Source organism: Micromonospora sp. DT62 (assembly GCF_049847285.1).
GTDB lineage: Bacteria > Actinomycetota > Actinomycetes > Mycobacteriales > Micromonosporaceae > Micromonospora > Micromonospora reichwaldensis.
Genome location: NZ_JBNCOB010000004.1, coordinates 22956 through 42631, shown reverse-complemented (window position 1 = coordinate 42631; position 19676 = coordinate 22956). Strand labels below are relative to the sequence as shown.

Sequence of the window (19676 nt, the reverse complement as noted above, 5' to 3'; positions counted from 1 at the left end):
AGATTGGCGTGGTATCAGACCACCGACTGGCCATGACGCTCATAGCCGTCGTGCACCAGTGCCAGCTTTCGATCGCTGAGTACGGGCGCCACATCTGGCTCAAGTACGACTTCGGAGCCAACGCCGAGCACCTGCCCTATCTGACGACGGAGGTGGAGACCGAGAGATCGTCGGTGGACATCCGCAGCTATCTCCAGGCGTCCTCGGCGGCGAATGCGGATCTTCCCAACGTCTTCGTCGTCCGTCTCGTGCTGACGTTCGAAGCGGACGAGGCGCGGGTCGAGTCCTTCGTCGAGGCTCACCTGGAGGACCAGTTGGGCAGGTTCGGGCCGGGTTCGCACGTGCTGTACGAGCGAAGATCGGAAGGACTGGGCTTCGACGAGGCGATGACCGTTGCGGCGTCGCACGTCGATGCGCTGTACGACACCGACGACTACCCGCCCCTGTTGGGCATGACGGCACGATGAACCTTCGCGGGCACCCACCCCGGGTGGGTGCCCGCGATCGTCCCTGGCCGTTCGGCAACTGGCTGGTCGGGAATCCATCGTCATGACAGGGTTGCCGGATGCGGTTGAGCGCCATCCACACGTACCCCGTCAAGGGTTGTCGCCGGCTCGACCACGACGTCGCGGGCGTCGAGCCGTGGGGCCTGGCCGGCGACCGGCGCTGGATGATCGTCGACGCGGACGGCGTCGGCGTCACCCAGCGGGAGACCACGCGCCTGGTCGGCCTGCACGCCACGCCCCACGACGGCGGCCTGCTGCTGCGCGCCGAGGGGCACGACGACCTGGCCGTGCCCGAGCCGGTCGGCGGTGAACCCGTCGCGGTGCGGACCTTCCGCAACCGCAAGCTGCCCGTCCCCGCGCTCGCCGCCGGACCGGCGGCCGACGCCTGGATCGGCGCGCTCCTGGGCCGCGCCGTCCGGCTGGTCTGGCTCGCCCGACCGACCCGGCACATCCCGTCGGGGGACCGGGAGCACGACACCGGTGAGCAGGTCAGCTTCGCCGACGCCTACCCGCTGCTGCTGGCCACCGCCGCCTCGCTCGACGCGCTCAACGGGTGGCTCGCCGAGGCCGGCGAGGAGCCCGTGCCGATGGCGCGGTTCCGCCCCAACCTGGTGGTGGAGGGCGCGCCGGCCTGGGCCGAGGACGACTGGGTCGGCCGCCGGCTGCGCATCGGCGCCCTCCGCTTCCGCGCCGCCGGGCCGTGCGACCGCTGCGTGGTCACCACCACCGACCAGGAGACGGGCGTACGCGGGAAGGAACCGCTGCGCACCCTCGCCCGGCACCGCAAGGTGCGGCAGAAGCTCCTCTTCGGACTCCACCTCGTTCCCGCGGCCACGGGCAGCGTCGCGCTCGGCGACGAGGTGGTGGTGGAGGACTGACCGGCGACCCGACGGGCCGCTTCGCATGCCGACGGGTGGACCCTCGCGCGTGGCGGGCCTCGTCGCGGCGCGTCGGTCCGGCGGACTTGTCCGCCGCGGCGGCGGTACGGCAGCATCGACCGGCGTGACCGACGGTACCGCTCCCACCGCAGAAGTGCGCACCCCCGGACGCCGCCGCGCGCCACGCTCCCGGGGCCCCCGCCTGCTCGCCGTCAGCGGTGTCGCGGTGCTCGCGGCAGTGCTCGGCCTCATCCTGGCCCTGCGCTCCGGGCCCACCCCCGCCTGCGCCGCGCCGCCCGCCCTCGCCGCGCCGCCCGCCGCCGGCATCGTCCACAAGGGACAAGCCACCTTCTACGACTCGAAGGGCGCCGGCGGGAACTGCTCCTACCCGGCCGCGCCCGCGAACCGGCTCTACGTCGCGTTGGGCCCCGGCGAGTACGCGGCCGGCGCGGCCTGCGGCGGGTACCTCGACGTGACCGGCCCGAGGGGCACCGTGCGGGTCCTCGTCATGGACCAGTGTCCGGAGTGCGCCGACGGGCACCTCGATCTCTCCCGGGAGGCGTTCGCCCGGATCGCCGACCCCGTGCAGGGCGTCGTGCGGGTCAGCTACCGCGCGGTGGTCGACCCGCCGCTGACCGGCCCGCTCACCTTCCGGATGAAGGAGGGCTCGTCGCGGTGGTGGTTCGCCGTCCTGGTCGCCGGCCACGGCAACCCGCTGCGCGCCGTCGAGGTGCGGCCGGCCGGCGCCGGTGGCTGGCGCTCGGCGGCCCGGGAGGACTACAACTACTGGCTTGTCCCGTCCGGCGCCGGGCCCGGCCCGTACGAGATCCGGGTCACCGACACCCGGGGTCACCGGGTCACCGCCACCGGCGTCCGGATGGCGCCGGGGCAGGTCCAACGCGGCACGGTCCGGATGTACGGCCGGGGCGGCGCCGCCGCGACCCGCCCACCGTCGCCCACGCGGTCCCCCTCGGCCCGGCCCGATCCGACCGGCACGACCCCGGCGACCCCGTCGGCGGTGCGGTCCTCCGGCCGGCCGGTGGCGGAGGCTGCGGTCGAGCCTTCCGCGCTCGGGTCCACGTCGCCGCGCGGCTGCGGGGACTGAGGGCGGGCTCGGCTCAGCGCGCGGCTGCCGGCGGGGCGGTCAGGTCCAGCCACATGAGGATCTCGTCGCGGTCGTCGCCGGGGGCGACCCGCAGCGCCCCGGGCAGCCGACCGATCTCCCGGTAACCGAGGCCCCGGTAGAACCGGTCCAGCCCCAGCCCGTCCCGGACGGTCACATGCAGCGCCTCCCACCCCATCCCACGGCCGAGGCGCTCGGCCTCGCGCATCAGCGCGGCGCCGTACCCGTTGCCCTGGGTGTCCGGGTGGACCATCACCCGCTTCAGTACGCACCAGTGGGCCTTCAGGTCGAACCGGTTGTCGCAGAAGATCAGCGCGGCGACGGGCCGCTCGCCCGAATATCCCACGAGGAGGCGGTCCGGGCCCTCCGCGACGCCGGCGAAGGTGGGGTCCGCCGTGTGCTGGACGTCGGCGACGGTGACCGGTGGCACGAAACCGACCGCCCCGCCAGCGTTGGTGACGTCGACCCAGAGGGCGACGATCCGTTCCCGCAACTCGGGGGTCAGCTCGGGATCGAGGACGAAGCGCAGGCTCACCCGGTAATCCTGACCGCGCGGGCCTCGCGCCGACCCGCGATCGTGACGCGCGTGACAGGGCGCTCGGTGCGGGAGGGGGGATTCGAACCCCCACGTCCTTTCGGACAATAGGACCTAAACCTACCGCGGCTGCCGTTACGCCACTCCCGCCGACCCGCTGAGTCTAGAGTGTCGCGCCGCACCGGTGGTGGGCTCGGTCCCGGCGCGGGCGGCGACCTCAGTCCAGCCCGAGATCCCGGCGCAGCTTGGCGACGTGGCCGGTGGCCTTCACGTTGTAGAGCGCGCGCTCGATCTTGCCGTCCGCGTCGATGACGAAGGTCGAGCGGATCACGCCGGTCACCGTCCTGCCGTACGACTGCTTCTCGCCGTACGCGCCGTAGGCGGTCAGCACGGACCTGTCGGTGTCGGCGACCAGCGGGAAGGTGATGGCGTCGCGCTCGCGGAACTTCGCCAGCTTCTCCGGCTTGTCGGGCGAGATCCCGACGACCTCGTAGCCGGCGGCCTGGAGCGAGGCGAGCGAGTCGCGGAAGTCGCAGGCCTGCTTGGTGCAGCCGGGTGTCATGGCCGCCGGGTAGGCGTACAGCACGACCTTGCGGCCGCGCAGGTCGGTCAGCGAGAGCGTCTCGCCGGTGTCGGTGGGGAGGCTGAACTCGGGCGCGGGGTCACCGGGGGAGAGGCGGTCGGGCGCGGTCATGGCACGACCCTACCGCCGGCCCCGGCCGTCCCCGGACGGCACGCCGACCCCGACCGGAGCGCGTCCCGGCCGCCTCCGGGTGGCGCGCCGGCCTGGCCGGAACGCCGCCCCGGCCGGCACGTCGGGTCGGCGGCGGACGCGCAATCGGGCGCACGCCAGTTGCCAACTCTTGGCAACAGCCAAGCTTGGGAAATAGGCTGACGTCAACGGCCAGGCCTGGCCGGGCGACGCGTGGGAGGCCGCGTGGAGAACCTGGCGATGCACATCTCGAACGGGATCGTCGACGGTCCCGTCGCGGCGGTGTTCGCGGCGGTGGCGCTGCTCGCGATGACGTTCTGCGTCCTGCGCGGCAGGCGCGACCTGGACGACCGGTTGGCCCCGATGGCCGGGCTCGTCGCGGCCTTCATCTTCGCCGTGCAGATGCTCAACTTCCCGATCTTCACCGCGGGCGTCAGCGGTCACCTGCTCGGCGGGGCGCTCGCCGCGATGCTGGTCGGCCCGTGGGTCGGCGCGCTCTGCGTGGCCGTGGTGCTGGTCGTGCAGGCGCTCGTCTTCGGCGACGGCGGCGTGGCCATGCTCGGGCTCAACATCACCAACATGGCCGTGCTCGGCACCGCCGCGGCGTACCTGCTGATCGCGTTGCTGCTGCGGGTGCTGCCGCGCAGCCCGGCCGGCCTGGGGGTGACCGCCTTCGTCTCCGCGCTGGTCAGCGTGGTGGTCGCGTCGATGGGCTTCGTGCTCCAGTACCAGCTCGGCGGCACCACCGACCTCGGCGGCAACCTGGGCGGTCTGGCCGGCACGATGGCCGGCGTGCACCTGCTGATCGGCATCGGCGAGGGCCTGATCACCGCGACCACGGTGGTCACCGTCGCGAAGGTACGGCCCGATCTCGTCTACGCGCTGCGCGGGCTGCGTGCGGCGTCCACGCCCGCCGTCCCGGCCGTCGGAGGTGTCCGGTGAGGAAGCGTTCCTGGGGATTCGTCGTCGGCGGGCTGCTGGTGGCCCTGCTCCTCGCCGGGGTGGTCAGCAACTTCGCCTCGTCCCACCCCGACGGGCTGGACTCGTCGCTGCGCGAGGGCTGCACCGTCGACGCCGACGACAACATCACCGGCGGCAGCTGCCCTGCCCAGCGGGAGCGCGAACACGAGGTCGGCGGGCCGCTGGCCGACTACGGGGTGGCGGGGATCGACAACGAGTTCCTCTCCACCGGCCTGTCCGGCGTCCTCGGCGTGCTGCTCACCTTCGCCGTGGCCGGCGGGGCGTTCTGGCTGGTCCGCCGCCGCGGCCCCCGGGACGAGGACGCGGTCGGGGACGCCCGCACCCCCGTCGGGGCGTCGGGTCGGGAGTAGCGACCGGATGGGCGCCGGGCACGCGCACGTGCTGTACCGGGACGCGGCGTCACCGGTGCACCGGCTCCCGCCCGAGGTCAAGATCGCGGCGATGGTGGCGTTCACCCTCGCCGTGGTCGGCACCCCGCGCGAGGCCTTCTGGGCCTTCGGCGCGTACGCCCTGCTGGTCGCGGTGGTGGCGGCGCTGGCCCGGGTGGGGCCCGGCTGGCTGCTCCGCCGGTCGCTGATCGAGCTGCCGTTCGTGCTGTTCGCGGTGGCGCTGCCGTTCCTCGGCGCCGGTGAGCGGGTCGACGTGCTCGGCCTGAGCCTGTCGTCCGACGGGCTGCTCGGGGCGTGGAACATCGTCGCCAAGGGCACCCTCGGCGTGCTCGCCTCACTGCTGCTCGCGGCGACGACCACGACCCGGGACCTGATCGTCGGCCTGGACCGGCTGCGCTGCCCGCAGATCCTCACCCAGATCGCCACGTTCATGCTGCGCTACCTGGACGTGCTGGTCGGCGAGGCCCGCCGGATGCGGGTGGCGCGGATGTCCCGGGGCGACGACCCGCGCTTCCTGTGGCAGTTGCGCGGCTTCGCGACCGGCGTCGGCGCGCTCTTCCTGCGCGCGTTCGAACGCGGCGAGCGGGTCTACCTGGCGATGCTGTCGCGCGGCTACACCGGGCGGATGCCGGCGGTGTGGCAGGGCGCGGGCGCGGCGACCGCCGGGCAGTGGCTGGTCGCGGCCACCGTGCCGGTCCTGGCGGCCGGCATCGCCGCCACGGCCGTCGTGCTGACATGATCGGTGCCGTGCAGACCGCCCTCTCGCTGGACGTTCGTGGTGTCCGCTACGCGTACCCGGACGGGCACGTCGCCCTGCACGGGGTGGACCTGACCGTGCCGCGCGGCGAACGGGTGGCGCTGCTCGGCCCCAACGGCGCCGGGAAGACCACGCTGGTGCTGCACCTCAACGGCATCCTCACCCCGGCCGAGGGGAGCGTGAGCGTCGGCGGGCTGACCGTCAGCCAGGACCGGGCCACGCTCGCCGAGGTACGCCGCCGGGTGGGCATCGTCTTCCAGGACCCGGACGACCAGCTCTTCCTGCCCACCGTCGCCGAGGACGTGGCGTTCGGGCCGGCCAACCTGGGCCTGCGCGGGGCGGAGCTGTCCGCCCGGGTGGACGAGGCCCTCGCCGCGGTCGGGATGGGCGAGCACCGGGACCGCGCGCCGCACCACCTCTCCTTCGGGCAGCGGCGCCGCGTGGCGGTGGCCACCGTGCTCGCCATGCATCCGGAGATCCTCGTCCTCGACGAACCGTCGTCCAACCTCGATCCGGCGGCCCGCCGCGAGCTGGCCGGGATCCTGCGCGCCCTGCCGGTGACGCTGCTGATGGTCACCCACGACCTGCCGTACGCCCTGGAACTCTGCGACCGCTCGGTCATCCTGGACGCCGGCCGCATCGTCGCCGACGCCCCCACGGCCGACCTCCTGGCGGACGCCGACCGCCTCGCCCGTCACCGTCTCGAACTCCCCCGAGGCTTCACCCCCACCCCCACCCCCCACTGACGCCCCCGCTCCCCACCCCGAGGCGTCGATCATGCACTCATGGCGCCCGGTCCGACCTCTTCTGCTCCGGTTCGTCCCCCGCCACAACTCCATGATCGACCCGCGGGGCGGGGGTGGGGGGCGGGGTGGGAGTGGGGGTGGGGCGGGCGGCGTGGAGGCGGAGGGCGCCGGCCGCCGTGGCGCCGGCGCCGGCGACGAGAATCAGGGCGACCAGGATCCGGGCCGTCGTCGCCGACCAGGGCACGGGGGCGACGGCGCGGGCGAAGACGGCGGCGTTGGCCACCCCGGCGAAGAGCGCCAGGCAGGCCCCGGCCAGCGCCAGCGCGAAATCGGCGGCCGGCCGGCGGGCCAGCGCGAAGACCCCAGCGGCGACGGCGCCGAGCCCGGTCAGCAGCGCCCAGACCTGCCCGCCGAGCAGGCCGGTCAGCACCCCGCCCACGCCCCGCGCGCCGGCGTCCACCTCCCGGCCCACGGTGAACACCACCGCGGCCACCCCGCCGACGACCAGCAGCCCGCCGAGCCCGGCCAGCGCCCGCGCGCCCGGCCCGGAGCGCGCCGGCAACAGCCCGAGGACCCCCACGGCCAGCAGCCCGACCGTGGCGACCACCCACCAGACGTACGCGTCCGGCGGCGGCACCCAGTCGAGGGTGCCGCGGATCTCCCCCGTCTCCGTGCCGGTGCGCAGCGGCACCGCCCAGTCCCGCACCCGGTGCTCCCGGTCCGGGGCGGCGCGCACCTGCGGCGGCGGTGCCGACTCCCGCCAGAGTGCCCGCTGGTCGTGCCAGCGCACCGTGGCGGAGTCGTCGACGCGTCGCCAGTCCGGTGCGGCGGCGGGGTTCGCCTCGGCCGGCAGCCGCGTGTCCCCGGCGATGGTCCGGTTCAGATACGTCGCGGGGGAGCGGACGTTCTCGTACACGCCGTCGGGGCCGACCCGTAGGTAGGGCTCGCCGGAGTAGCCGAGCACCTCGACGGCGCGGTCGCCGGTGTTGGTCAGCTCCAGCCGCGCGCCCGCCTCGATCACCCGTACGCTCAGCCCGGGGCGGGCCGGGGCGACGGCCGTCACCTCGGTGCGGTAGTCGGTGCCGTCGGGAGCGTCCGCGCCGTGCGCGGCGGCCGGGGCGGCGAACGCGACCGTCGCCGTCAGCGTGCCGGCGAGCACCAGGCCGGCGCGGGTCACCAGGTTGCGGATCACCTGCCGGCCGCCTCCACCGCCGACTTGATCCCCTCCGGGCTGCGGTCGGCGATCTGCTCGCCGTCGACCAGGATCGTCGGGGTGCTGGTGATGTTGGCCTTGCTGGCCTCCTGCGTCACGTGCTCGGTCCACGGCTTGAAGGTGCCCTCCCGTAGGCAGGAGGCGAAGCCGTCCCGGTCGATGCCGGTGCCCGCCGCGATGTCGGCCAGCTCCCCGTCGCTGAGCCCCGCGCCGCCCTCCGGCGGCTGCCGGTCGAACAGCGCCTTGGCGTACTCGCGGTAGCGGCCGCCCTCCGCCGCGCAGCCGGAGGCGGCCGAGGAGCGGGTCGAGTACTGGGTGCTGGAGAAGCGGTTCAGGTACGCCACCGGGTGGTAGACGACCCGGACCTTGCCCTCGCTGATCAGCTGGTCGAGGGTAGGGCCGCTGGCCTGCTCGAACTGCTTGCAGGCCGGGCAGAGGAAGTCCTCGTAGATGTCGATGGTGACCGGGCCCGAGCCGGCAACGACCCCGGTGCCGGCCTCGTTCGAGCCGGTCGGTGCGGTGAAGTCGTCGGAGCGCTGGCTGGAGTAGACGCTCCAGCCGATCAGGCCGGCGACGACCAGGACGGTCACGGCGGCCACGGAGACCCAGAGCGTCCGCTTGCGCCGCCGCTCCCGGGCCAGCTGCTCGCGTACCACCCGGGCGGAGCCCTTCTGCCCCTTGCGACTACTCATCCTCGTCCTCCACGGATGCGTCCCCCGCCAGCCAGCCGTCCACCGAGACGGGGGTGCGGGGCCAGATCAGCAGGAACCCGGCCAGCGCCAGGAATCCCAGGTCCCGGAGGATCTCCGGGAGGTAGCTCGGGGTCTGGCCCTCGGCGAGCTCCCCGCCGGCGCCGAAGCAGCCGCAGTCGATGGCGAGGCCCCGGCTCCAGGCCGAGACGATGCCGACGATGAAGACCACCAGCAGCGCCGCGGACACCCCGGCGGAGAGGCGGGTGGCCAGGCCGAGGAGCAGCAGCAGGCCCAGCGCCAGCTCGACGAAGGGCAGCGCCGCGCCGATCACCGTGGCGAGGTCGTACGGCATGACCTGGTACGCGTTGACGGCGCGGCCGGAGGCAGCCAGGTCACCGACCTTGCTGCCGCCGGCGACGAGCCACACGGCGGCCAGGCCCAGCCGGACGGCGACCCCGATCCAGGGGCGGACGGCGGGCCAGCGGGCGACCCGGGTGTGCGGTGCGGTCACGATCATTGGTCGTCCCGTCCCCGGCGGAAGTTCCCGGTCATCCGGCGAGGGCGTCGCCGACCGCCTCGACGAGGTCGTTGCGGGCCCGGGCCACCCGCGAGCGGATGGTGCCCACGGGCACCCCCTCCACGGCGGCGGCCTCGGCGTACGACAGGCCGAGCAGTTGGGTGAGCACGAACGCCGCGCGTCGCTCGGCGGGCAGCCGGCGGACCAGGTCGGCGGCGCCGAACTGGCCGGCGGGGTCCGGGTGCGGCCGGTCGGTCCAGGCGTCGGCGGCGAGCCGCTCGCCGAGCCGGCGGCGACGCACGACCGTGCGCAGGTGGTCGGCGCAGGCCCGGCGGGCGATGCCCAGCAGCCAGGTGCGCGCGCTGGAGCGGCCCTCGAACGCCGGCAGCGCCCGGAACGCCCGCAGGTAGGTGTCCTGGGTCAGGTCGTCGGCGCTGTCCGGATCGACCAGCGCGGCGGTGAAGCGCCACACCTCGGCCTGGGTCAGCCGGACGAAGGCGGCCTGGGCGACGGGGTCCCCGTCGCGGGCGGCCAGCGCCCACTCGGTCGCCGACTCCCGCGCAGCGACGCCCGCGTCACCGGTCGGACTGGCGGCGGAGGTCTCGCGCGGGGCGGGGATCACGACAGTCCAGGTTACGCGGCGGGGCCGGGCCGGGGAGGGTCCTTCGACCCTTCCATGGCCTGCGCCACGCCGGGAACTATTCCGGTGCGTCGCACGACTATCCCCACATGACATGCGACGACGTACGCGCGGCGCTGTCGGCGCGGCTGGACGGCGAGGACCCGCTGGCGGCGCCGGCGATGCTGGACGCGCACGCGGAGAGCTGCCCCGGCTGCCGGGCCTGGCTGACCCGCGCCGAGCAGGTCACCCGGCTGGTCCGGGTGCAGGCGGTGGCGGTGCCCGACCTGACCGCGTCGGTGCTGGCGGCGGTCGCCGCCGATTCGTTGGCGGCCGGACGCACCCGGGCTGCGGCCAGGGCGGCCCGCCGTCAGGTGCTGCGGGTGGCGGTCGCGGTGGCCGCGGTCGCCCAGCTGGCGATCGCCCTGCCGATGCTGCTGGCCGGGCTGGGCGTGACCCTCGACCCGCACACGAGCCGCGAGATGGCCTCCTTCGACGTGGCGCTGGCCGTCGGGTTCGCGCTGGCCGCGTGGCGACCCGAGCGCGCCCGGGCGTTCGTGCCGGTGGCGCTGGTGCTGGCGGTCTGCCTGGCCGGTACCAGCGCGGTGGACATCGCCAACTCGACGACCGCGCTGGTGCACGAGGTCGGGCACCTGGCCGCGGCGGTGCAGGCGGGGTTGCTGTGGGCGCTGGGACGGGTCAGTGACGAGCCGGACCGCCGGCCGTCGACCGCACTCCTGGCCCGTCATGGCTGACGTCGCCCCGGGCGGCCGGGTTCCGGCGGCGCGGGGCGTCCTCGGAGTCGTCCCGGACAGGCGGGCTCCGGTGGCGCGGGGCATGGTCGGAGTCGCGCCGGGCCGGTCGGGTTCGAGAGCATTGCCGGCATGAGTGTCGCCAACCGCCGCCCGATCGCCCGGCTGCTCGCCGTCGCCGGCCTGCTGGTCACCGTCGTCGCCCTGCTGATCGCCCCCGCCGGCCCCGCCAGCGCCCACGCGGTGCTGGTGAGCAGCAGTCCCATCGCCTCGGCCGTGGTGTCGAACGCGCCGGCGGAGGTCGTGCTCACGTTCAGCGAGTCCGTGCGCAAGGTGTCCGGCAAGATCCGGGTGATCGCGCCGGACGGCTCCCGCGCCGACCGCGGCGAACCGACCTTCGAGGGCACCGTGGTCACCGTGCCGGTCGACCCCGCCGGGGCGCGCGGCACCTACCTGGTCAGCTACCGGGTGATCTCCTCCGACAGCCACCCCGTCTCGGGCGCGTTCACCTACTCCGTCGGCGCGCCCTCGACGCCCCCGGTGGACAGCGGGGACGACAGCCGGGCCGACCCGGTCGTCGGCAACGCGGTCAAGGTCGCCAAGTACGGCGGCTACGCCGGCCTGCTGCTGCTCGTCGGACCGACGCTGGTGCTCGCCGCCCTCTGGCCCCGGCGGCTGCCCCGACGCGGACCGGCCCGCCTGGCCTGGGCCGGGCTCGGCCTGCTGGCGGTCTCCACGGTGGCGAACCTCCTGCTCCAGGTGCCCTACACCGCCGGCGGCGGCGTGTTCGACGTCACCGGCGAGGGGCTGAGCGACGTGCTGGGCAGCTCCTTCGGCGCCGCGCACCTGGTCCGGCTGGGCCTGTTGGCCGCGGCGGCGTTCCTGCTCCGACCCCTGATGGCGGGGCCGGTCGAGCGGAGCGATCTGGTCATCCTCGGCGTGCTCGGGGCGGCGGCGCTGGTGACCTGGCCGTTGGCCGGGCACCCGGCGGCCTCGCCCGCCCCGGCGGTCTCCGTGGTCGTCGACGCCGTCCACCTGGGCGGCATGGCGGTCTGGATGGGCGGGCTGGTGATGCTCGCCGTCTTCCTGCTGACCCGGGCCGACGAGCGGGAGCTGGGCGCGATCCTGCCGATCTGGTCGCGCTGGGCGGCGCTGGCCGTCTCGGCGCTGCTGCTCGCCGGCACCGTCCAGGCGCTGATCGAGGTGGCCACCCCCCGCGCGCTGGTCGACACCACCTACGGCCGGCTGGTGCTGGGCAAGATCGGGCTCTTCGCGCTGGTGATCGCGGTGGCCGCGTACTCCCGGCAGCTGGTGCGCCGGCGCACCGCGGCCGGCCGGCCGACGCCGATGCGGCGGGCGGTCTGGGCGGAGCTGGCGATCACGGCGGTGGTCCTCGGCCTGTCCGCCGTCCTGGTGCAGACCACCCCGGCCCGCACCGCCGGCGCCGACGTGGCCGGCGCGCCGGGCCGCTTCTTCTCCACGACGCTGTCCAGCCCGAACTACGACCTCCAAATCGAGCTGGACCCGGCCGAGCGGGGCAACAACACCGTGCACTTCTACGCGTACACGAAGGACAACCGTCCCCAGCCGGTGGTGGAGTGGCGGGCCACGGTCGCCCTGCCGGCGGCGGGGATCGAAGCCATCCAGGTGCCGCTGCTGCCGCTGACCGACAACCACGCCACCGGCGAGATCAACTTCCCGGCCGCGGGGGAGTGGCAGTTGCGCATCACGGCCCGCACCTCGGACATCGACCAGGCCACGGTGACCACCACCGTGCCGATCAGGTAACAGGAAGGCTCGCACCATGATCCGTCACCGGCGTACCGCAAGCGCCGCCGCCGCCCTGGCGCTCGGCGCCGTCGCCACCGCCGTCCTCGGCTTCGCGGCGCCCGCCTCGGCCCACGTCACGGTCAACCCGCAGGAGGCGACCCAGGGCGGCTACAGCCGGTTCGCCTTCCGGGTGCCGAACGAGAGCGACACGGCCTCCACCACGAAGCTGGAGGTCGTGCTGCCGGAGAACGCGCCCGTCGGCTCCGTGTCGACCATGCCGGTGCCCGGCTGGACCGTGGCGGTGGAGAGGCGCAAGGTGGACCCGCCCGTCGAGGTGCACGGCAGCCAGCTCAGCGAGGTCGTCTCCAAGCTCACCTGGACGGCCACCGGGAGCGCCGCGGTCAAGCCCGGCCAGTTCCAGGAGTTCCCGGTGTCGATGGGGCCGCTGCCGCAGGTCGAGACGATGGTCTTCAAGACCTTGCAGACCTACTCCGACGGCAACGTGCAGCGGTGGATCGAGGAGCCGCTCCCCGGCGGCGAGGAGCCGGAGAACCCCGCCCCGGTGCTCACCCTCACGGCGGCCGCGCCGTCGACCGCCCCCACCGGCACCGCCGCGCCGCAGGCCGCCGGCGACGACGACGATGACGATGACGCCGGAAGCGACGACGTGGCCACCGGGCTCGCGGTCGCCGGCCTGGTCGCCGGCGTGGGTGGCCTGCTGCTCGGCGGGCTCGCGTTCTCGCGTACGCGGCGGGCGCCGACGTCGCGGGAGTGACCCGGCCACACCGCTAGCCGGCCCGTCGGATTCTCCGGCGGGCCGGCTGCTTTCCTGGCCCCGTGCCGTGGATATCCGCTGACGGTTCGCCCCACGTCGGTAAGGTCGGCCGGGTATCTGGCTACGGAGGGGGACGAGGCGAATGCGGATCGTGCGGGTGCTCGCCGCCATGCTGCTGCTGACGGTCGGGATCACGGCGCTGCTCGCCGGTGGGGCGCTCACGCTGCTCGCCCGGCAGGCCGACCCGGGTGGCGCCTTCAGCGCCCGGTTCGAGACCGTGCAGACCCCGGGTCACGCGATGGTCGTCCGGGACGTCGACGAGCTGCTGCGGGCCGAGGCGCCGTTCACCCGCGCCGGGCAGGCCCGGCTCCGGCTGGACGCGCGCACGCCCGACGGCCCGGCCTTCGTCGGGCTGGCACCCGCCGACGAGGTGCGTCGCTGGCTCGAGCCGGTTCCGCATGCCGAGGTGCGCCGGGTGGCGCTGGCCCGGGGGCCGCTGCCGGTCCGGCTGCAGCCCGCCGGTCCCGCGCCGTCCGCCGGTCCCGCGCCGTCGGTCGCGCCGATCGGCCAGCCCTTCTGGGTACGCGAGGGGATCGGCACGCTGGAGTGGACCCCGGCGGAGCTGGCCGACCGACGGCTGAGCCTGGTGGTGATGCGTCCCGACGGGCGGGCCGACCTGAGCCTGGAACTGCGCGCGGGGCTGCGCGCCGGCTGGACCGCCCCGGCTACCGCCGGACTGCTGGCCGGCGGGGTGCTGGCGGTGGCGCTGGCCCTGCTCCTGCTGCGCCCGGTGCGGCCCCGCGAGGTGGTCTTCGTGGTCGAGCCGGACCAGGTGCCGGTGCTCGCCGGCCGCCTCGGGGTGACCTCGCTCGCCGGCCTCGGCCCGCAGCCGACCCGGGACAGCGACCGGTCGCGCGTCGCCGGTCGCCAGCTCGCCTCGGTCGGCGCCGCTGCCACGGGGGCCCGGCCGGCGATCGGGCCGGTGCCCGCCCGCCGCCCCGCGACGCTCGCCGACCTCGCGGGAGGCGACCCGGCGCTCCGGCCGCCCGAGGTGAACCTCACCCTGGCCTGGCCGCCCGCCGCCCCCGAGGAGACGGCCGACCCGGTCGCCGCCGGCACTCCTGACGCTGGCGCTTCCGAGGCCGGCCGGCAGTCGCCCGACGATCCGCGCTGACCCACGTCCGGCCTTCGCCCCGCGCCGGCATCCCACCGTGGGCGGAGGCCCGGACGGCGAGCGGCCCTCCGCGCTGCCGACGCGGAGGGCCGCCCTCACCGGGGGATCGGTGCTACCCGAGAGACGTCTGAGGTAGTTACCACCAGATTAGCCATGAACAGCGCTACTTGGGAAGACTGTCCATTTCCCGCAACCCGCGGCCCTCCCGCCGCACCGGCAGGGTCACCAGCAGCAGCAGGCTCAGCAGCACGTACGTGTTGCGCACCAGGAACTCGCCCGGCGAGTCCGTACGCACCGGGGCGATGCCCCAGTCGTGGAAGGTCACCACCCCGTACACGATGAGGGCGGAGGTGCCGACGGCGAGCGCCGCCAGCCGACGTCGCCGACGGGCGCCCTCGCCGGTCGTGGCGTCGGCGCTCAGCGCCGCGTCCGTCAGCACCACCACCGCCGGGATGAACCAGTAGATGTGGTGGGTCCAGGTGATGGGGCTGACCAGCGAGCCGACCAGTCCGGTCAGGGCGAGGCCGGTGAGCGTGTCCCCGGCGCGGGCGGCCCGCGCGGCGCGCCACAGCCCGTACCCGGCGATGGCCGTCACCAGCAGCAGCCAGAGCAGCTGGTGGGGCTTCTCGGGCGCGGTGATGCGGCTGAGCAGGCCGAACAGCGACTGGTTGCCGGTGTAGTCGGTGCGGCCGACCCGGTCGGTCGCCCACAGCTCGTGGGTCCAGAACCGCCACGAGTCGCGCGGCGCGACCGCGGCGGCGAGCAGGGTCGCGGCGGCGGCCGTCGCGCTCGCCACCGCCGCCGCCCGCCACCGGCGGGTGGCCAGCAGGTAGACGATGAAGATGCCCGGGAAGAGCTTGAGCGCCGTCGCCAGCCCGACGCCCACGCCGGCCCACCGGCTCGCCCGGGGTACGGCGAAGAGCAGGTCCGCCAGGATCAGCACGACCAGCAGCATGTTGATCTGACCGAAGGTGATCGTCTCGCGGGTGCTCTCGACGGCCAGCACCAGCAGGACCGCCACGGTGAGGCTGAACACACGGGGCAGTCCGTGCCGGGCGATCACCGGCGCGAGCAGCCACCGGGTCGTGACCATCACCGCCAGGCCCGTCAGGATCGTGAAGATCGCCACGGTGGCGCCCAGCGGGAGCAGCGCGAACGGGCGCAGCAGCAGCGCGCTGAACGGCGGGTAGGTGAAGTAGAGCTCGCCCTGCACCCGGTCGGGCTGCACGTAGTCGTAGAGCGGGTTCCCGGCCGCCCACCAGTCCATCGCCCGCATGTAGATCTTCAGGTCGAAGAAGTCGTGCACCATGCCGGGCAGGTAGAGCGCCGGCAGCACGGCGGCCAGCGCCAGCAGGGCGATGAGCCGACGGACCGTACGGCCACCGGGATCGTCGTCGGTGACGGCGGGCGGTGCGGCGGGTTCGGCTGGCACGGAGGAAACCCTAGCGGTCACCGCGCGCCCCGGTGCGCGGGCGCGCGGCCTGGTGGGCTGCGCGTAGGCTGTCCCGGTGGCTGATCTTCTCGTCTGGATCGACTGTGAGATGACCGGGTTGGACCTCGGCAGGGACAAGCTGATCGAGGTCGCCGCGCTCGTCACGGATCCCGACCTCAACGTGCTCGGGGACGGCGTCGACGTGGTGATCCACGCCGACGAGGCGGCGCTGGAGGCGATGCCCGAGATCGTAACGACGATGCACGCCAAGTCGGGGCTGACCGAGGAGGTCCGGCGCTCGACGGTGACCCTCGCCGAGGCCGAGGACATGGTCCTGGACTACGTGGCCAGCCACGTGAAGGATCCGCGTACGGCCCCGTTGTGCGGCAACTCGATCGCCACCGACCGGGGCTTCATCACCCGGGACATGCCCCGCCTCGACGCGCACCTGCACTACCGGATGATCGACGTCTCGTCGATCAAGGAGCTGTGCCGCCGCTGGTACCCGCGGGTGTACTTCGGCCAGCCCCAGAAGGGGCTCGCGCACCGGGCCCTGGCCGACATCCGGGAGAGCATCCGGGAGTTGGAGTACTACCGGCGGACCCTCTTCGTGCCCCTGCCCGGGCCGGACGTGGAGACCGCCAAGGCGATCGCCGCCGAGCTCTGATCCAACCCGGCGGAACCCGCTGGACGCGGCGGGCGGGAGTGGGGCTATTATTGGTCCGCACCCCGCCCGGGGCGATCGACCGGGCGTGGATCCATCGGGTGTGAACGGCATGGTGGCTGTAGCTCAGTTGGCAGAGCACCGGGTTGTGGTCCCGGTTGTCGTGGGTTCAATTCCCATCAGTCACCCGGTGACCGAAGGCCCCCTCCTCGCGGAGGGGGCCTTCGGCGTTGCGGGCTCAGGTGGTCGGGGTGACCGTGGGCTCGCCGCTCTCCTCCGGCGCGGCCTCGGTCGGCGGCTCGTACGGCAGGGCGCTGCCCTTGACGTACTGCTCCCAGCTCATGTTCCAGTCGGTCCAGCCGTTGCCGTTCTGGAGCTTGCGTTCCGTGCCCTTGACGGTGATCGGGTCGCCGACGCGGGTGTTGGCGAACAGCCAGGCGCCGTTGGCCATCGAGACGTTCACGCAGCCGTGCGAGACGTTCACCCGGCCCTGCTGCCCCTCCGACCAGGGCGCGGCGTGGATGAACTCGCCGCCCCAGGTCAGCCGCTGGGCGTAGTCGATCTTGGTGCGGTAGCCCTCCTCGGGGCCCAGCTCCTCGAAGGTGTCGAAGACCGTCTTGCGCAGCTTCTCGATGACCACCATCGTGCCGCTGGAGGACGGGGTGCTCTTCTTGCCGAGGCTGACCGGGATGGTCTTGATCACAGAGCCGTCCTTCGTGACGGTCATCCGCTTGGTCTTGTTGTCCACCGTCATGACCACCGCCGGGCCGACCTTGATGCCGACGCTGAGGTCCGCCCGGCCGTACCAGCCGTCGCCCAGCGGCAGGCCCCCAGCCTGGACCCGGTAGGAGACCGTGCTGTTCGCCTTCCAGAACTCCTTCGGGCGGTAGCGGATCTCGGTCGGGCTGACCCAGTGCCAGATGCCCTCCTGCGCCGGTACGGAGGTGACCGCCATCCGGCTCTGCACGTCGTCGCGGTAGTCCTCCGGGACGGCCCGGCTGAACTTGACGATCAGCGGCATGCCGACGCCGACGACCTGGTCGTCACCCAGGAAGCTGCTGATCCGGACCTGCTTGCCGGGCTTCGCCATGGTGGTGAAGGTGCTGGTCGCCATGGCCGGCCGGCCGTCGTCGCCGGTCGCGGTCACCGTCGCGGTGTACGTCTCGCCGTACTTCAGCGCGCCGGCGGGCAGCCAACTCTTGCCGTCGGCCGCCAGCTCGCCCTCGACGGCCCCACCGGCGGAGTCCTTCAGCTCGACGCTGGTCTGCTCCGCCTCCGTCGCCGTGAAGGTGATGCCGGTGGACGCGGGCACGTCCTTCGCGTCGGCCTTGGGCTCGACGATGGTGGCCGCCGCCTTCGGCGCGGCGGGCTGGTCGTCGCCGTTCTGCCAGCCGCCCGAGGGCTTGCCCCCGCCGCCGTCGGTGCAGGCGGAGGCCAGCACGAGCGTCACGGCGAGCACCGCCGCCGCGAACCCACGGCGTCGGCCACCCCGCCGGTCGTCCCCGTGCCGGATCAGCTGGTCCTGGACAGCTCGCATGATTCCCTCACAGTCGTGGTCCCCGATAGCCCATCGTCCCTCACTGACGCACCAGGGCAGGTACCCGTTCCGCAAGGTGAACCGGAACACGCCGTACGAGATGTCCGGATGTTGATAAGATCCGAGGCTTTGCCGAGGCTCGCTCGCCTCTCCCGACCCGCCGCACGTGCCGCAGCGCGGGCTCTCGGGGCGTCGCCGGCGTCGCGGGCCCGGACGGGCGTCGCGGCAGGGCCACGAAGACGGCGACCGGCCCGCGGGTGCGGGCCGGTCGCCGGATCGTCGGTGGGCGTTCCTCAGAAGGCCGACCCCTCGCCGGCCTCCGGCACCGGCACCGCGCTGCCCTTGACGAACTCGGACCAGCTCTGGCTCCACGCCGTCCAGCCGTTGCCCGGCGCCAGCTTGCGCTCGGTGCCCTTGATGGTGATCGGGTCGCCCACCTTGGTCTTCCCGAACAGCCAGCGGGCGTTCGCCGTGGAGACGTTGACGCAGCCGTGCGAGACGTTCTGCCGGCCCTGCACGTGCTCCGACCAGGGCGCCGCGTGGATGTACTCGCCGCCCCAGGTGAGCCGCTGGGCGAAGTCGATCTCCGTCACGTAGCGGTTCGCCGGGTCCGGATCGTCGCGGGTGTCGAAGACCGTGGACTCCTTCTTCTCCATCACGACCATCGTGCCGCTGGAGGAGGGGGTCTTCTTCTTGCCCAGGCTCACCGGCAGGGTGCGGACCACCTGGCCGTCCTCGTACACCGTCATCTTCTTGGTGGCGTTGTCCACCTGCATCTCGAAGGCCCGGCCGATCTTGGCGGTCGCCGTACGGTCGACGTTGCCGTAGCGGCCGTTGCTCAGCGGGATACCGGCCAGCGCGATCCGGACGGTGAGCGTGGTGCCGGCCTTCCAGTACTCCGGCGCGCGGTAGTAGGCCTGGGTGCCGTTCTCCACCCAGTGCCAGGCGCCCGGCTGCGGCGGATCGGTCTGCACGAACATGCGCTTCTGCACCGCCGCCCGGTCCTTCTTCGGGATCCCCGGGTGGAACTCGGTGACCACCGGCATCGCCACGCCGTAGGTCTTGTCGTCGAAGAGGTAGAGGCCGGAGCTGATCACCGACTTGGGCTTCGCCATCGTCGTGAAGGTGCTCTTGCCCTGGCTGGTCGTCCCATCGGAGCCGGTGGCGGTGACCGTGGCCGTGTAACGGGTGCCGTACTTCAGCGGCTTCGACGGCACCCAGGACGAGCCGTCGGCGCGCAGGCGCCCCTCGACCTGGCCGCCGTTGGCGGCGGCCAGCGTGACGCTGGACACCTTCCCGCCGCCGGGCACCTCGGCGCTGATCTCGGAGCTGACCGGCCGGTTCTTCCCCCCGTCGGCCGGGCTCACCGTCAGCGGCGGACCGCTCGGCGCGGCCGGGGTGCCCGGCTCGGCCACCGTGCCCGCCGCACCCGGTGTCGCGGACGTGGCCGGCGCGGTGCCGCCGACGAACTCCGCCTGCTTCTTCTGCTCCGCGCCGCAGCCCGTCAGAGCCAGCGACGCCACCAGGCCGAGGGCGCCCACCATCGCCCCGGCCCGCGCGAACATGCCCATCCCCACCTCTGTTCTCGCGTACCTGGCGCACATCGTGCCGCATGGTCGCCGCTTGTCCGCCCCCTGTCCTCGCCCGTCCGGCCGTTTCGTCCATTAATGCCCGGTAAGCTCGGCCGAAGGGGGGAGCCGGGGATCGGATTGGAACCCCCCTCGGGAGGCATGCTAATCTTCTCCCCGTTGCCAACGAGCGCCGCTAGCTCAACTGGCAGAGCAGCGGACTCTTAATCCGCGGGTTCGGGGTTCGAGTCCCTGGCGGCGCACCAGCAATAAAGGTCCTGACCTGGTGGTTCACACCGGGTCGGGGCCTTTTTCGCGTACGCGGGCGGTGGGTGG

The 19676-nt window shown here is 73.9% G+C and carries 21 protein-coding genes and 3 tRNA genes; 14 read left to right on the top strand and 10 right to left on the bottom strand.

Annotated elements, in window-relative coordinates:
* Positions 1-32: 32 nt before the first annotated feature.
* The 3 genes from ACPXCB_RS07695 to ACPXCB_RS07685 all read left to right on the top strand — a co-directional run bounded on the left by ACPXCB_RS07695 (position 33) and on the right by ACPXCB_RS07685 (position 2489).
* On the top strand, positions 33-467 hold the full coding sequence (locus tag ACPXCB_RS07695; protein ID WP_425873493.1) for a hypothetical protein: 435 nt from the start codon (positions 33-35) through the stop codon (positions 465-467).
* 98 nt (positions 468-565) lie between these two features.
* Entirely contained in the window at positions 566-1384 is an 819-nt protein-coding gene (locus ACPXCB_RS07690) for an MOSC domain-containing protein (RefSeq protein ID WP_425873492.1), read from the top strand.
* A 124-nt stretch (positions 1385-1508) separates the two neighbouring features.
* A complete protein-coding gene (locus ACPXCB_RS07685) occupies positions 1509-2489 on the top strand; it encodes an expansin EXLX1 family cellulose-binding protein (RefSeq protein ID WP_425873490.1) in 981 nt (326 codons plus the stop codon).
* A 13-nt stretch (positions 2490-2502) separates the two neighbouring features.
* Here ACPXCB_RS07685 and ACPXCB_RS07680 read toward each other — a convergent pair whose 3' ends face one another.
* From ACPXCB_RS07680 to bcp, 3 genes are all read right to left on the bottom strand, one after another.
* The gene (locus ACPXCB_RS07680; RefSeq protein WP_425873488.1) at positions 2503-3042 is read right to left on the bottom strand and encodes a GNAT family N-acetyltransferase; all 540 of its coding nucleotides are present in this window, start codon (positions 3040-3042) and stop codon (positions 2503-2505) included.
* 67 nt (positions 3043-3109) lie between these two features.
* A tRNA-Leu gene (locus ACPXCB_RS07675) sits at positions 3110-3192 on the bottom strand.
* A gap of 67 nt (positions 3193-3259) precedes the next feature.
* On the bottom strand, positions 3260-3736 hold the full coding sequence (gene bcp / locus ACPXCB_RS07670; protein WP_151456739.1) for a thioredoxin-dependent thiol peroxidase: 477 nt from the start codon (positions 3734-3736) through the stop codon (positions 3260-3262).
* A 243-nt stretch (positions 3737-3979) separates the two neighbouring features.
* Between bcp and ACPXCB_RS07665 the strand changes: the two genes are divergently transcribed.
* The 4 genes from ACPXCB_RS07665 to ACPXCB_RS07650 are packed head-to-tail and all read left to right on the top strand — an operon-like array spanning position 3980 to position 6627.
* The gene (locus ACPXCB_RS07665; RefSeq protein WP_425873486.1) at positions 3980-4696 is read left to right on the top strand and encodes an energy-coupling factor ABC transporter permease; all 717 of its coding nucleotides are present in this window, start codon (positions 3980-3982) and stop codon (positions 4694-4696) included.
* Positions 4693-5085, top strand: coding sequence for a PDGLE domain-containing protein (locus ACPXCB_RS07660; protein ID WP_425873484.1), 393 nt, complete (start codon positions 4693-4695; stop codon positions 5083-5085). The genes ACPXCB_RS07665 and ACPXCB_RS07660 overlap by 4 nt, the downstream gene beginning before the upstream one ends.
* A 7-nt stretch (positions 5086-5092) precedes the next feature.
* Positions 5093-5863: a cobalt ECF transporter T component CbiQ gene (cbiQ, locus tag ACPXCB_RS07655; protein ID WP_151456736.1), complete on the top strand. Its 771-nt coding sequence runs from the start codon at positions 5093-5095 to the stop codon at positions 5861-5863.
* Positions 5860-6627, top strand: coding sequence for an energy-coupling factor ABC transporter ATP-binding protein (locus tag ACPXCB_RS07650; RefSeq protein ID WP_425873482.1), 768 nt, complete (start codon positions 5860-5862; stop codon positions 6625-6627). The genes cbiQ and ACPXCB_RS07650 overlap by 4 nt, the downstream gene beginning before the upstream one ends.
* A 37-nt stretch (positions 6628-6664) precedes the next feature.
* Here the strand turns inward: ACPXCB_RS07650 and ACPXCB_RS07645 are convergent, their stop codons facing one another.
* The 4 genes from ACPXCB_RS07645 to ACPXCB_RS07630 are packed head-to-tail and all read right to left on the bottom strand — an operon-like array spanning position 6665 to position 9671.
* Positions 6665-7819, bottom strand: a complete 1155-nt coding sequence (locus ACPXCB_RS07645; RefSeq protein ID WP_425873481.1) for a hypothetical protein — start codon at positions 7817-7819, stop codon at positions 6665-6667.
* Complete coding sequence (locus ACPXCB_RS07640) at positions 7816-8532, bottom strand: DsbA family protein (RefSeq protein ID WP_425873480.1); 717 nt, start codon at positions 8530-8532, stop codon at positions 7816-7818. The genes ACPXCB_RS07645 and ACPXCB_RS07640 overlap by 4 nt, the downstream gene beginning before the upstream one ends.
* The gene (locus ACPXCB_RS07635; RefSeq protein ID WP_132233914.1) at positions 8525-9049 is read right to left on the bottom strand and encodes a MauE/DoxX family redox-associated membrane protein; all 525 of its coding nucleotides are present in this window, start codon (positions 9047-9049) and stop codon (positions 8525-8527) included. The genes ACPXCB_RS07640 and ACPXCB_RS07635 overlap by 8 nt, the downstream gene beginning before the upstream one ends.
* A 31-nt stretch (positions 9050-9080) precedes the next feature.
* A complete protein-coding gene (locus tag ACPXCB_RS07630) occupies positions 9081-9671 on the bottom strand; it encodes a sigma-70 family RNA polymerase sigma factor (protein ID WP_311414818.1) in 591 nt (196 codons plus the stop codon).
* A gap of 107 nt (positions 9672-9778) precedes the next feature.
* Between ACPXCB_RS07630 and ACPXCB_RS07625 the strand changes: the two genes are divergently transcribed.
* The 4 genes from ACPXCB_RS07625 to ACPXCB_RS07610 all read left to right on the top strand — a co-directional run bounded on the left by ACPXCB_RS07625 (position 9779) and on the right by ACPXCB_RS07610 (position 14139).
* Positions 9779-10423 carry a zf-HC2 domain-containing protein gene (locus ACPXCB_RS07625; protein ID WP_425873477.1) on the top strand — a complete coding sequence of 215 codons (645 nt, stop codon included), beginning with the start codon at positions 9779-9781 and terminating at the stop codon, positions 10421-10423.
* A 120-nt stretch (positions 10424-10543) separates the two neighbouring features.
* A complete protein-coding gene (locus ACPXCB_RS07620) occupies positions 10544-12208 on the top strand; it encodes a copper resistance CopC/CopD family protein (RefSeq protein ID WP_425873971.1) in 1665 nt (554 codons plus the stop codon).
* A gap of 16 nt (positions 12209-12224) precedes the next feature.
* Positions 12225-12965, top strand: coding sequence for a YcnI family protein (locus tag ACPXCB_RS07615; RefSeq protein WP_425873475.1), 741 nt, complete (start codon positions 12225-12227; stop codon positions 12963-12965).
* Between the two features lie 142 nt (positions 12966-13107).
* Positions 13108-14139 carry a hypothetical protein gene (locus tag ACPXCB_RS07610; protein ID WP_425873474.1) on the top strand — a complete coding sequence of 344 codons (1032 nt, stop codon included), beginning with the start codon at positions 13108-13110 and terminating at the stop codon, positions 14137-14139.
* A 163-nt stretch (positions 14140-14302) separates the two neighbouring features.
* Here the strand turns inward: ACPXCB_RS07610 and ACPXCB_RS07605 are convergent, their stop codons facing one another.
* Complete coding sequence (locus tag ACPXCB_RS07605; RefSeq protein WP_425873472.1) at positions 14303-15571, bottom strand: glycosyltransferase family 87 protein; 1269 nt, start codon at positions 15569-15571, stop codon at positions 14303-14305.
* A 76-nt stretch (positions 15572-15647) separates the two neighbouring features.
* On the opposite strand from ACPXCB_RS07605, the gene orn reads away from it, so the two are divergent.
* Together orn and ACPXCB_RS07595 are read left to right on the top strand one after the other, a co-directional pair.
* Complete coding sequence (orn, locus tag ACPXCB_RS07600) at positions 15648-16238, top strand: oligoribonuclease (protein WP_357578262.1); 591 nt, start codon at positions 15648-15650, stop codon at positions 16236-16238.
* A 112-nt stretch (positions 16239-16350) separates the two neighbouring features.
* Positions 16351-16423: transfer RNA gene (locus ACPXCB_RS07595), tRNA-His, on the top strand.
* Between the two features lie 50 nt (positions 16424-16473).
* On the opposite strand, the gene ACPXCB_RS07590 is transcribed toward ACPXCB_RS07595, so the two are convergent.
* Entirely contained in the window at positions 16474-17772 is a 1299-nt protein-coding gene (locus tag ACPXCB_RS07590) for an Ig-like domain-containing protein (protein WP_425873466.1), read from the bottom strand.
* A gap of 293 nt (positions 17773-18065) precedes the next feature.
* Positions 18066-19343, bottom strand: coding sequence for an Ig-like domain-containing protein (locus ACPXCB_RS07585; protein ID WP_425873464.1), 1278 nt, complete (start codon positions 19341-19343; stop codon positions 18066-18068).
* Positions 19344-19530: 187 nt separating this feature from the next.
* On the opposite strand from ACPXCB_RS07585, the gene ACPXCB_RS07580 reads away from it, so the two are divergent.
* A tRNA-Lys gene (locus tag ACPXCB_RS07580) sits at positions 19531-19606 on the top strand.
* The last annotated feature ends 70 nt before the right edge of the window (positions 19607-19676 follow it).

Coding starts and splice junctions, on each gene's coding strand:
- ACPXCB_RS07695 (WP_425873493.1), top strand. CDS start 33: ATGACGCTCATAGCCGTCGTGCACCAGTGCCAGCTTTCGATCGCTGAG.
- ACPXCB_RS07690 (WP_425873492.1), top strand. CDS start 566: ATGCGGTTGAGCGCCATCCACACGTACCCCGTCAAGGGTTGTCGCCGG.
- bcp (WP_151456739.1), bottom strand. CDS start 3,736: ATGACCGCGCCCGACCGCCTCTCCCCCGGTGACCCCGCGCCCGAGTTC.
- cbiQ (WP_151456736.1), top strand. CDS start 5,093: ATGGGCGCCGGGCACGCGCACGTGCTGTACCGGGACGCGGCGTCACCG.
- ACPXCB_RS07650 (WP_425873482.1), top strand. CDS start 5,860: ATGATCGGTGCCGTGCAGACCGCCCTCTCGCTGGACGTTCGTGGTGTC.
- ACPXCB_RS07640 (WP_425873480.1), bottom strand. CDS start 8,532: ATGAGTAGTCGCAAGGGGCAGAAGGGCTCCGCCCGGGTGGTACGCGAG.
- ACPXCB_RS07635 (WP_132233914.1), bottom strand. CDS start 9,049: ATGATCGTGACCGCACCGCACACCCGGGTCGCCCGCTGGCCCGCCGTC.
- ACPXCB_RS07625 (WP_425873477.1), top strand. CDS start 9,779: ATGACATGCGACGACGTACGCGCGGCGCTGTCGGCGCGGCTGGACGGC.
- ACPXCB_RS07615 (WP_425873475.1), top strand. CDS start 12,225: ATGATCCGTCACCGGCGTACCGCAAGCGCCGCCGCCGCCCTGGCGCTC.
- ACPXCB_RS07610 (WP_425873474.1), top strand. CDS start 13,108: ATGCGGATCGTGCGGGTGCTCGCCGCCATGCTGCTGCTGACGGTCGGG.
- ACPXCB_RS07590 (WP_425873466.1), bottom strand. CDS start 17,772: ATGCGAGCTGTCCAGGACCAGCTGATCCGGCACGGGGACGACCGGCGG.
- ACPXCB_RS07585 (WP_425873464.1), bottom strand. CDS start 19,343: ATGGGCATGTTCGCGCGGGCCGGGGCGATGGTGGGCGCCCTCGGCCTG.